General features: G+C 66.8%; 9 protein-coding genes. 7 read left to right on the top strand and 2 right to left on the bottom strand.

The annotated features are described in order from the left end of the window. Nucleotides 1–217 precede the first annotated feature (217 nt). Nucleotides 218–769, bottom strand: coding sequence for a hypothetical protein (locus ACWD0J_RS40470; protein WP_451500864.1), 552 nt, complete (start codon nt 767–769; stop codon nt 218–220). A 140-nt stretch (nt 770–909) separates the two neighbouring features. Beyond that, nucleotides 910–1,299 (bottom strand): DUF6881 domain-containing protein, encoded by a 390-nt coding sequence (locus ACWD0J_RS40465; RefSeq protein ID WP_451500863.1) that lies wholly within the window; start codon nt 1,297–1,299, stop codon nt 910–912. On the opposite strand from ACWD0J_RS40465, the gene ACWD0J_RS40460 reads away from it, so the two are divergent. The 7 genes from ACWD0J_RS40460 to ACWD0J_RS40430 all read left to right on the top strand — a co-directional run bounded on the left by ACWD0J_RS40460 (nt 1,298) and on the right by ACWD0J_RS40430 (nt 10,940). Then, on the top strand, nt 1,298–1,759 hold the full coding sequence (locus ACWD0J_RS40460) for a pyridoxamine 5'-phosphate oxidase family protein (protein ID WP_451500862.1): 462 nt from the start codon (nt 1,298–1,300) through the stop codon (nt 1,757–1,759). The two genes, ACWD0J_RS40465 and ACWD0J_RS40460, sit on opposite strands and share 2 nt — an antisense overlap. Before the next feature lie 290 nt (nt 1,760–2,049). After that, on the top strand, nt 2,050–3,309 hold the full coding sequence (locus tag ACWD0J_RS40455; protein WP_451500861.1) for an MFS transporter: 1,260 nt from the start codon (nt 2,050–2,052) through the stop codon (nt 3,307–3,309). Between the two features lie 126 nt (nt 3,310–3,435). Beyond that, the gene (locus tag ACWD0J_RS40450) at nt 3,436–4,206 is read left to right on the top strand and encodes a dienelactone hydrolase family protein (protein ID WP_451500865.1); all 771 of its coding nucleotides are present in this window, start codon (nt 3,436–3,438) and stop codon (nt 4,204–4,206) included. A 279-nt stretch (nt 4,207–4,485) separates the two neighbouring features. Then, the gene (locus ACWD0J_RS40445) at nt 4,486–5,103 is read left to right on the top strand and encodes a hypothetical protein (protein ID WP_451500860.1); all 618 of its coding nucleotides are present in this window, start codon (nt 4,486–4,488) and stop codon (nt 5,101–5,103) included. After that, on the top strand, nt 5,100–5,822 hold the full coding sequence (locus ACWD0J_RS40440) for a hypothetical protein (protein WP_451500859.1): 723 nt from the start codon (nt 5,100–5,102) through the stop codon (nt 5,820–5,822). The genes ACWD0J_RS40445 and ACWD0J_RS40440 overlap by 4 nt, the downstream gene beginning before the upstream one ends. Further along, entirely contained in the window at nt 5,822–10,492 is a 4,671-nt protein-coding gene (locus ACWD0J_RS40435) for a putative T7SS-secreted protein (protein ID WP_451500858.1), read from the top strand. The genes ACWD0J_RS40440 and ACWD0J_RS40435 overlap by 1 nt, the downstream gene beginning before the upstream one ends. Before the next feature lie 49 nt (nt 10,493–10,541). Continuing rightward, on the top strand, nt 10,542–10,940 hold the full coding sequence (locus tag ACWD0J_RS40430; RefSeq protein ID WP_451500857.1) for a contact-dependent growth inhibition system immunity protein: 399 nt from the start codon (nt 10,542–10,544) through the stop codon (nt 10,938–10,940). Nucleotides 10,941–11,075 lie beyond the last annotated feature (135 nt).

Genomic DNA, 11,075 nt, shown 5'->3' with positions numbered 1-11,075 from the left:
AGGGGCTGCCGGGGTGGACATCAGGATCTGATGGGCGGTGCCCATGTCCGTGATCACTTCCCGAACTCCTGGCTCTGACTAGGTGCTGCGGAGATGTGCGAAGGGCCGCCTACGCGGAAGGTGCGCAGGCGTATGGAGATGTTTAGGGCAGCGGGGAATCGGGGCCCCAGAGCCGGCGATGCAGCACGCTTTGCGGAACGCCGCCGACACCGGATCTTCACGTAGTCTGGGAAACCCAAGTTAAGGCGTTGGTCACAGTCGGACCTTCGACTTCCTCGCCGCCTGACACGTATGCGGCCCATCGGAGTTCGTCACACGCAAAGAAGGATTCACCCCAGCTGTCTACCCAGATGCACACTCGGTTGTCACTGGACTGAGTCAGGTCCCACCAGGCCCAGCCGCGAAACTCCGAGTCGGGATCGAACTGGTACAGCCACTCTTGCAGCTCCCATCTTCCCCCATTGAAGGTCGCCGCGTAGCGTTGCATTCCCTGTCTTGCGAACTCGGGTGCGGTCGTGGGTGAGGCGCCACTTGCAGCGGAGAACCAGGCGGGCACATCGTCTACGGGTAGATCATCTCCATCGAAAGAATGAGACACAGCCAGTATCAATGCAGAATTGATGACGGATTTGATTCTGGTGCCGTACTCCTCCACCGGAACGCTTGTCCGCACTTCGAATGCACACAGAACGGGAGGCGCCTCTTCGGGAGTCGGTCGATGCGAGAGGCGATGCAGCTCCTGCTGGATGTCTTCCATTTCGTGGATCACGTCTTGCTACTTTCGTCATTCAGGTCATCGCCCGTGTTCGGGTCGGATATCCCTGGGCACATCTTCTCTAGCTGATCGGCGCCCAGGGTAGGAACGGCTCACTGCCTACGGAAACGAGCAGTTACAGACGTTATGCCCTGTCACGTGGCGGACCAAAAAGCGCTCTCCCATTCCTGCTCGAATTCCTCCCGAGTGATCAAGGATGCCAGAAATTCTGGCTGCGCGGCCACGTCTCGAATAGAACCCACAGGGATTTCACTCAAACCCACTTCCCTTGTTTCATGGGAGCTGTCAGCCTTCAGTTTTCGCCCATCTCGATATCCTTGAATCTTCCAGACTTCGTATCCATCTTCCCCGATCTCGCTATAAAAGCAGATCGGTTCGGACTGGAATTCATGCAACCAGGTGACCTTCCAATACTCCACAGGCTTAGCTCTTCCAAGCGGCGGGCTGAGTGGCTTGTCGGTCGCTGGGAGTAGGACCAACGCCTCATGCGCGCTTCGGAGCCGCAGATTAGCGTCGGCGTTCATGCAAACCACGGGAATCGCTCGTCGTGATGTGCCGGAGCGCAGGCGCGACACTCTTGAACGGCTCGCTGGAGAACGGGATATATGGGTGTCGACGGCTCATCCGGATCACGGCCCGCATCAAGTGCCGCTGTGGTTTTGGTGGGACGGGCAGGCTGTGTGGATGTGCACCGGGGAGACCTCCGCGACCGCGCGTAACGTGCGAAAGGATCCCCGTGTGCGCCTGGCCTTGCCGGACACCTTCGATGTGGTGCTCCTCCAGGGGGAGGCGGAGTGCTTCTCGGACCAGGGCGTGCCGGAGGACGCCGCGGATGCGTTCGCCGACACGTTCGGGTGGGACCCACGTGCGGAGGAAGGCCCCTTTCTGTATATATGCGTGGCGCCGAAGACTGTGTTCGCCTGGCGCGGCGAGCCGGAACTGCGCGGCAGAGTCCTCATGCGCGAGGGGGCGTGGCTGGAGTAGCGGCCGGGGTCGCCAGGCGAGGCGTCCTCTTCGCTGACCTCGACGACGGAGATCCGCGCTGAGCACACCAGAGCGGCCAACTGAAACCGCTCAATGGCGACCGAAGCACTTGGCCACAGGGGTGCGGACATGGGTGCGGCCACCGTTGATCACCGTGAGTTGTGTGGACTAGCCTCGATCGTTCATGAGTTTTCATCGGTGTGCTGACGGGGCCTCTGTCTTTGCGAGGTGCGGTCTTTTCGGGGCTGAGGCAGGTTGAGGGCCCAGGACCGGGCCGGGACGGAGCTGACATGACGGGTACCCATCCGGACGGAGCCGGCGGCTGGGACCCGGGAATGATCGCGGTATTCGGTGCGTTCGTTCTCAACGGCGCGCTGCTTGGTTCGTGGGCCCCTCGGGTGCCGGCGCTGGCCGCGCAGATCGGTGCGGACGAGGGTGCGCTGGGGCTGTCCCTGCTCGGTGCCAGCGCAGGTATGATCGCCGCTTCGATTCTCGCCGGTCGGCTGTGCGCGGCGTTCGGCGCTCGCGTCGTGATGACGGTGTCCGGCGTTGCCGGGTCCGCAATGCTTCCGGCTCTGGGACTGGCGAGGTCGCCCGCGGCGCTCGGCCTGCTGCTGATCGTGCTCGGCGCGATGGTCGGCGTGATGGACGTGGCGATGAACGTGTCCGGCGTGACAGCGACCCGGCGGACCGGTCGGGCGATTATGCCGTTGTTCCACGCGGCCTTCAGTTTCGGCACGTTGGCCGGTTCGGTCGGCGCTGCGGTCGCGGCCGGACAAGGATTGGCACCGAGCCGTCATTTTGTCATCGTCGCGGTGATCTGCGGCGGCGTCACCGTCGGCATCGCCCGCTGGATTCCCGTCGAGGAACTACTGAGGGTGCGCGCAGAGAGCGGGCGCGCCGGGCGGGCACCGTTCAGGCGACCGGCGCTGTGGCTGCTCGGCGGCGTGGCACTGTGTGCCTCGATAGCCGAAGGAGCGACCGCGGACTGGTCGGCGCTGTTCGGTGTGCAGGAGCGCGGTCTCAGCGAGGCCACCGGCGCCCTGATCTACTCGTGCTTCTCGATCACCATGGCGTGCACCCGCTTGTGCGGTGAGGCGATCCAGCGTCGTTGGGGCGCACCACGGATGCTCATCGGGGGTGCGGCGATCGGCGGGCTGGGGCTGGCCACCGCGGTCACGGCGCCTTCGCCCGCCTTCACCTTCGCCGGCTTCGCTGTCGCCGGCGTCGGTTTGGCGTACGCGTCTCCCGTCGTCATGGAGTTGAGTGGTGCGGCTGGGCGACGGGCCGATGGGGGCGGTGGTGAGCGTGAGGTCGCGTTCGCTACGTCCATTGCCTACAGCGGGTTCTTGCTCGGCCCTCCGATGGTGGGCGGGGTCGCCGAGCTGACCAGCCTGCCGGTCGCGCTCGGCGCTGTCGCGGTGCTCGTGTTGTTGATCGGCCCGCTGACTCTGGCCGCGGGAACTTTCCGGCGCCGGGAGGTGTCGTCGGCCGAGGAGTCAGCGGCGAACCCCGCCCGGGGAACACCGGTCCGGCGCAAAATGGGCTGAGCCCGCAGCCACGGTCGTGGGTGCGGGGGTTCGTCAGCACGCCCAGGACAAGCGCCTACGCGAAATCGTTGCCGAGCAAACGTCGCCTGACACGGGATCGGTACCCCTATGGCACCCCGGAACACTCTGCGCTTTACCTCTGAGACGTCGTCCAACGGCGTCTTTGAACAGATCTTTCTCCTCGGCGACATCCCTGGCGTGCTGTGGACTCCACGAGGTGCCGACGGGACCCGCCCCCTGATTGCAATGGGGCACGGCGGCGGTCAGGACAAGAAGGACCCTGGCATCGTGGACCGTGCGCGCCGGTTCGTGGCCGAGTGCGGTTTCGCCGTGGTGGCGGTCGATGCGCCTAGCCACGGTGACCGGCCGGAACATGAGGAGTTCACCCGGATCGCGACCGAGTACGAGGCCCGGCTTGACGCCAGTGAGGGACTGGCCCCGTTGATCGCCAGCTTCCAGGCGCTCGTTGTCCGCCGGATTGTGCCGGAATGGCAGACAGTCCTCAACGCGGTCCAGCAGCTCAGTCGTGTTGGCATCGGCCCAGTTGGCTACTGGGGTGTGTCGCTGGGCTGCGTGATCGGTGTCCCGCTTATCGCCGCCGAGTCGCGGGTCCGGGCGGCGGTGCTGGGCCTGGGCGGTGCTGAGGTGTCAGCCGCGACCGCCGCGCGGATCACCGTCCCGGTGGAGTTCCTCGTGCAGTGGGACGATGAGCGAGTGCCACGGACCCAGAGCCTGGCACTGTTCGACGCCTTCGCCTCAACCGAGAAGACGCTGCACGCCAACTCCGGCAAGCACGGTGAGGTCCCGGCATTCGAGATGGACAGCACGCTGCGGTTCTTCGCCCGGCACCTTGGCGGATTGGGCGCGGAAGCCAGTCCCCATGGGTCCCCGACGTAACGTACCGAGCCGTTTCCGGCTCGTAAGAGCGGAAGTAGTCGTAGGGGAGGCCGGCTTCGCGGGTCGTAGTACTGGCCGGGGAAGCAGAGCGGTGTGGAGGTGGTGCTGTTCGCTGCCCAGGCCGTGGTGCCGGAGGGACATCAGGCGGTCCGCCGCGTCTCACCCACGTCAGCGAGTGACCGTTCAGGCAGCGAGTCCTCGCCCACCCCACAGCCGGATCCCGCCACGGCCGGCGATCCGCGTTGCGTTCGACAATATGCGGATGTGATGATCCCAGGCATGGCTGAAGGAGGGGGCGGCGGCAGCCCGGAGGGACGGATATCCAGGTCCCGGCTGTACGAGTACGTGGAGAGCGCCGACTCGGACGACGACCCGGCCGGGCAGGCCGCGCGGGACAGCGTACCTTCGCCTTCGCCTTCGCCCTCGCCTTCGCCCTCGCCCTCGCCCGGCGCACGCTCGGAGGCCGTTGAGCCGCCCACCACACCGGCCTCGCCCTCGGACCCCACGGACGACCTCACCCGCGCCCGCCGCGAATTCGCCGTCCTGCTCGGCGAGTTCCGCCGTACGCCCGTCCTCGTACCGCTCGACGACAACGAGGACCCGTTGGTCGGTGACTACGGCGGCGTCCGCTGGATCTACGCCTTCTCGGACGAGTCGGCGCTGGCCCGATTCGCGTTCGCGAGGGGTGAAGGCGCACGGGAGTGGGCGTACCAACGGGTGCTCGGAGCACGCCTGCTGGATGCCGGCGTTCCGGCGACGGGCGTCCCGTGCGGGGTCGCCCTGGACGTGGGCAGCGAGGACGATGGCGTGCTGTTCCCGCCGGTCGTGGGGATCGTGCCGGACGCGGCGGCCGTAGATGTGGACGGGGACACGGTGAACGGGGAGGGACCGCGGTGAGCGGTGACGCAGGCGCCGGCGGGGGCAAGGACATACAGGCGACCGGCCTGGACGGCATCGCCAAGGGGATCAACCTGACCCTCGACGAGCTGAAGGAACTCGGCGTCGACAGCATGGCCGGACAGGGCAGGGGTTTCTCCCAACTGGCGCTGTCCGGGCTGGACCTGGGTTACGACGACCTCAAGTCGGCGTTCACGTCGTTCTGCGAGCGCTGGGAGTGGGGTGTGCGCGCGCTCGTCGAGGAGGGCAGCCTCTTCGCGCACCACGTGGGCCTCGCGGCGGGAACGCTGTACGAGAGGGACCAGTACGTCGGCAACACCCTGAAGATCGCCGCGAGTTCCGCGTGGAGCAACCCGCATCTCTCCGAGGACGAGGCCGTGCGGCAGGGCTGGGGGGAGATCTTCGGCTCCGGTATGGACTCGCTCAGCAATCCCGACTACAGCCAGGAGTCCTGGGACCAGGCGAAGGAAAACATCGAGCAGGGCTGGAACGACGCGGCCCGCGACGTCCTCACCCAGGCAGGGGCGGGGCCGGTCCCCAGCCCGCTGAACTTCCAGCAGTTCACCGGTGCCACCGATGAACAGACGGAAGCGATGCTGGACGCGGCCTTCGGCCCCTCCGCCGAGGAGCGGGCCCAGACCGCGGCTCAGCAGCAGGCGCCGCAGCAGCAGGCCCAGCAGCAGGCCCCGCAGCCCCGGCAGGGCGGGGAGAACGGCTGATGGGTTTCGGGGATCTGGTCAACTCCGGACTCGGCAGACTCGACGACATCGGCGACGCGGGCAAGAAGCTCGTCGGTGAGGGCATCGACAAGGGCACCGACGTCCTCGCGGACGGCCTGGACCACGTCGGAGCCGGCGGGGCGGCCAAGGTGGTCGAGTCCGTCGGTGACAGCCTGGCCTCCGAACTCGGCGCCACGCCCGGCGAGAAGCAACTCGGCGAGACCGACCTGGCCGCCCAGCTGATCCACGGCAGCCCTTCGTCCATCCGCTCCTCCGCCTCCCACCTGAAGGACTTCCGCAAGGCCTTCGACACGGTCGGCGAGGGCATGCGCAAGCTGGACTCCTCGCAGTGGAAGGGCGAGGCCGCCGACACCTTCCGCGAGAAGTTCGCCATGCACCCATCCAAGTGGCTGCACGCGGCGGACGCCTGCGACAAGGCGGGCAAGGCGCTGGACGACTTCGCGGACACGGTCGCCTGGGCCCAGGCGCAGGCCCGGGACGCCATCGACCTGTACGAGAAGGGCAAGAAGGCGTCCGAGCAGGCGGTGGAGGCGTACAACAAGCGTGTCGACGCCTACAACGCCAAGGTCAAGGCGAACGAGGAGCCCGGCCCGCGCCCCGAACCCTTCAGCGACCCGGGCGCCGCGGACATCAAGCGCGCCCAGGAGAAGCTCGCCGAGGGCCGCCGCCAGCGCGACGAAGCCGGCCGTACCGCGGCCGCCTCGGTCCGCGCCGCCCTCGCCCACGCGCCCGCCGAGCCGTCGCTGCTCAGCCAGGTCGGGTCGAACCTCGAAGACGGCTACCTGGCGGTCAACACCGAACTCACCCACGTCGTGGGCGGTGCGGTCAAGGGCGTGGCCGGCACGGTGGCCTTCGTCCGCGGCCTGAACCCGCTCGACGTGTACAACCTCACCCACCCCGCGCAGTACGTCCAGAACGTCAGCATGACGATCACCGGCCTGGTCTCCACCGCCACGCATCCCGACCGCGCGCTGAAGTCGGCCTGGGAGGGCTTCAAGAAGGACCCGGCGGAGGGCGTCGGCCGCCTGATCCCCGAGCTGATCGGGGGGAAGGGGCTGGGGCTGGCGCGGGGCGGACTGAAGGGGGGAGCAAAAGAAGGGCTGGAGACGACGGCACGGAGTGCTGCACGCCGTGGGGCGACGGAGACGCCTGAGAGCACCAGCCGACGCCCGGAGGAAAGGGTCTGCCTGAAGGACCCCGTCGACGTGGCCACGGGCAGCATGGTCCTTCCTCAGACCGACATCTCCCTGCCCGGCTCCCTGCCACTCGTCTTCAAGCGTTCCTTCGAGTCGTCCTACCGAGCCGGACGCTGGTTCGGGCCCACCTGGTCGTCCACCGTCGACCAGCGCCTCGAAGTCGACTCCGAGGGCGTCGTCTTCGTGGCCGAGGACGGTCTGCTGCTGTCCTACCCGCATCCCGCACCGGGCGTCCCGGTGCCGCCCTCACACGGTCCACGCTGGCTCCTGGACCGCGAGGACGGCGGTTACACGGTCACCGATCCCGAAACGCTCCGGACCTGGCACTTCAGCGACCGCTCCGACGACCTCGCCCTCCTCGACCAGATCGACGACCGCAACGGCAACTGGATCGCCTTCGAGTACGACGCCCACGGCGCGCCCACCGGCATCCTCAGCAGCGGCGGACGCCACCTGAGAATCACCACGGCGCACGAACGAATAACCGGCCTGTGCCTGAAGCAAGCCGCGAGCGGCGGCTCGGACCAGGAGATAGTCCGCTACGGCTACACCGACGGCAACCTCACCGAGGTGACCGACTCGTCCGGACGTCCGCTGCGCTTCGGCTGCGACGAACACGGCCGCATCACGTCATGGACCGACACGAACGGCAGTCGCTTCGAGTACGTCTACGACGACCGGGACCGTTGCGTCCACCAGTCGGGGGCCGCCGGCCACCAGCGCTCCACCTTCAGCTACGACACGACCGACCCGGAAACGGGCCAGCGGGTCACCACCCTCACCGACTCGCACGGGCATATCGCCCGGTACCTGATCAACGACCGCATGCAGACGACGGCCGAGATCGACGCGAACGGGTCGGTCACCCGATTCCGACGTGACCGCCGCAACCGGCTCCTGTCCCATACCGATCCACTCGGTCACACGACCTCGTTCCGCTACGACGGGGCGGGCAACGTGGTCGCAGTCCTACGGCCCGACGGTCGCGAGGCAAAGGCCGAGTACAACGAACTCGGCCTGCCGGTGAAGGTGACGAACCCGGATGGAACCGTCATCCGGCAGACATACGACGAACGGGGCAACCGCACGTCGGTGACCGACCCGGCGGGCCGCACCACCCACCTCTCGTACGACGATGCGGGCCGTCTCACCTCGGTGGCCGACCCGTTGGGACGCACGACGACGGTCCGCTGCGACCGGGCCGGACTCCCCACAGAGATCACGGACTCACTGGGCGCCGTCACGAGATACGAGCGGGACGCCTTCGGCCGTCCCACAACCATCACGGACCCGACGGGCGCGGTGACCCGCTTGGAGTGGACGGTGGAGGGGCACCTGGCGCGCCGTACGGCACCGGACGGTACGACGGAGACCTGGACGTACGACGGTGAAGGCAACTGCACCAGCCGCACTGATCCGCTCGGCGGAGTGACCCGCTTCGAGTACACGCACTTCGACCTGCTGACGGCCCGGACCGGTCCCGACGGGGTGCGCTACGCCTTCAAGCACGACACGGAGCTGCGCCTGACCGAGGTCATCAACCCGCAGGGTCTGACCTGGTCCTATGCATACGATCCGGCCGGACGGCTCGTCGCGGAGAGCGACTTCGACGGCCGGACACTCACGTACAGGTACGACGCGGCCGGCCGCTTGGCCTCACGCTCCGACGCACTTGGCGACGTCGTCACCTTCGAGCGCAACGAGCTGGGCCAGATACTCAGCAAGGACGCGGCCGGACAGGTCACGACGTACGCGTACGACCTGACCGACCAGCTCGCCCAGGCGACCGGCCCGGACGGCACCACGCTGACCGTGCTGCGGGACCGCTTCGGCCGGGTGCGCTCGGAGACGGTCGACGGCCGCGAACTGACGTACAGCTACGACGAGTGGGGCCGCCGGACGGGCCGTACGACCCCCACCGGGGCGACGACGACCTGGTCCTACGACGCGGCCGGACGCCGCACGGGGATGGTGGCCTGCGGCCGGGCCATCGACTTCACGTACGACGTGGCAGGCCGCGAACTGGCCCGCCACATCGGCGAGACGGTCACCCTGGAGCACGGCTTCGACGCACTCGGCCGTCTGACCTCGCAGTCGGTGACGGGCGCGGGCGGCCGTACGGTCCAGTCCCGCGCGTACACCTACCGGGCCGACGGCAACCTCATCGGCGTCGACGACCGACTCTCCGGTCCCCGCCGCTTCGACCTGGACGCGGCGGGCCGCGTGACGGCGGTGCACGCGGCGAACTGGACGGAGACGTACGCCTACGACCCGGCGGGCAACCAGACGCAGGCGTCCTGGCCGGCCTCCCACCCGGGCGCGGAGGCCACCGGCCCCCGCGCGTACGAGGGCACCCGCATCACCCGCGCGGGCCATGTCCGCTACGAACACGACGCTCTCGGCCGCATCACCCTGCGCCAGAAGACCCGCCTCTCCCGCAAGCCGGACACCTGGCGCTACGAGTGGGACACCGAGGACCGCCTGACGTCCGTGACCACCCCGGACGGCACGCGCTGGCGCTACACCTACGACCCGCTCGGCCGCCGCACGGCAAAGCTCCGCCTCGCGGAAGACGGCGAAACGGCCGTCGAGCGGGTCGTCTTCACCTGGGACGGCACGACACTCTGCGAACAGACGACGTCCTCCGTGTCGCTGCCGCACCCGGTCACCCTCACCTGGGACCACCAGGGCCTGCGCCCGATCGCCCAGACCGAACGCATCACCACGACCGCCGACGCCCCCCAGGACGAGATCGACTCCCGCTTCTTCGCCATCGTCACCGACCTCGTCGGCACCCCGAGCGAACTCGTGGACGAACAGGGCGAGATCGCCTGGCACACCCGAAGCACCCTCTGGGGCACCACAGCCTGGGCAGCGAACAGCACCACCTACACACCGCTCCGCTTCCCCGGCCAGTACTACGACCCCGAAACCGGCCTCCACTACAACTACTTCCGCCACTACGACCCCGAAACCGCCAGATACCTCACCCCCGATCCTCTCGGACTCGCACCGGCACCCAACCCGGCAACCTACGTCCACAACCCTCACATGTGGTCGGATGTATTGGGTCTCGCGCCCCAGAGCTGTCGTGAGTTGGGATTGAGCCCGGCTGCGCAGCGATCCATCGAAAAGTTCGAGAATATAAAGAAAGACCCTCTTGGGGATATCAACTCCCAACCGAACCACAACCATTACGATGCGGCTAGACGAGAAGCAGACGGACAAGTTGTCGCCCGAAAGGAGAACGGCACACCCTTTGACCACATCGCCGAACTGACGCAGGCGCGCGACGGGCTGGATCGGGTCAGGAGGGTGCTGGAGCGAGAGATGGAAAGCCCTCCGGCGTCATTGACTGATCGAGGTCTGGAAGTCCTTCTCACGAAACGCAAAGAGGTGATTTCCGAATTGGATCGCCTCAATGGATTCCTGCATTCGATCGGACATCGCTAATAGTGCAATTGCGAGGAACGTTTTAATTATGCTGTCAGATTGTGTCGACATGGAAAGGTCGATCGAAGATCTGGAGGGTGATCGATGGCCAGATCCGCCGACCCACACCACGAACTTGGTGCGGAGTGTTCACGAACTGCGGCGTCGCCCCGTCAAGGATCTCTCGGTCGAGGACATGCGTCGGCTGATCGGCCAAGACGTGGGCCTACGCTGGCTCTTGCCTGTCGCTCTAGATTTCCTGCGTGACACCGCTCCAGATGAATCTGTCACGGGTTGGTACGATGACGATCTACTATCAGCGGTTTTGACGAGAAAAGAATCGCTGTGGAGATCTGAGCCAAACCTGGCGCGTCACCTCAACGAAACAGTGGACATGCTTACCGATGTGTCGGTTTATATTCAGCGGCATGTAGACAATTTTCGCGCGTCTCTATCCGATTTGCTGTGAATCGCCAGTCCAGATTCCCTTTCGGGAGCACGTCAAGAATCCGATCCCCAAGGAGCCAGGGAGCCACCCCGACTCAGTGCACTACAGCGGGATATCGAAATTGCGAGGCGGCTGCGAGAAACCGACATGTGGGAG

This window comes from Streptomyces sp. NPDC003011, from assembly GCF_053591515.1.
This window is presented reverse-complemented; position numbering and strand designations above follow the sequence as displayed.

Bases quoted from the DNA above. Each gene is read 5' to 3' on its own strand.
- ACWD0J_RS40435 (WP_451500858.1), top strand. From the start codon at position 5,822: ATGGGTTTCGGGGATCTGGTCAACTCCGGACTCGGCAGACTCGACGAC.
- ACWD0J_RS40430 (WP_451500857.1), top strand. From the start codon at position 10,542: ATGGAAAGGTCGATCGAAGATCTGGAGGGTGATCGATGGCCAGATCCG.
- ACWD0J_RS40460 (WP_451500862.1), top strand. From the start codon at position 1,298: ATGCAAACCACGGGAATCGCTCGTCGTGATGTGCCGGAGCGCAGGCGC.
- ACWD0J_RS40465 (WP_451500863.1), bottom strand. From the start codon at position 1,299: ATGAACGCCGACGCTAATCTGCGGCTCCGAAGCGCGCATGAGGCGTTG.
- ACWD0J_RS40455 (WP_451500861.1), top strand. From the start codon at position 2,050: ATGACGGGTACCCATCCGGACGGAGCCGGCGGCTGGGACCCGGGAATG.
- ACWD0J_RS40445 (WP_451500860.1), top strand. From the start codon at position 4,486: ATGGCTGAAGGAGGGGGCGGCGGCAGCCCGGAGGGACGGATATCCAGG.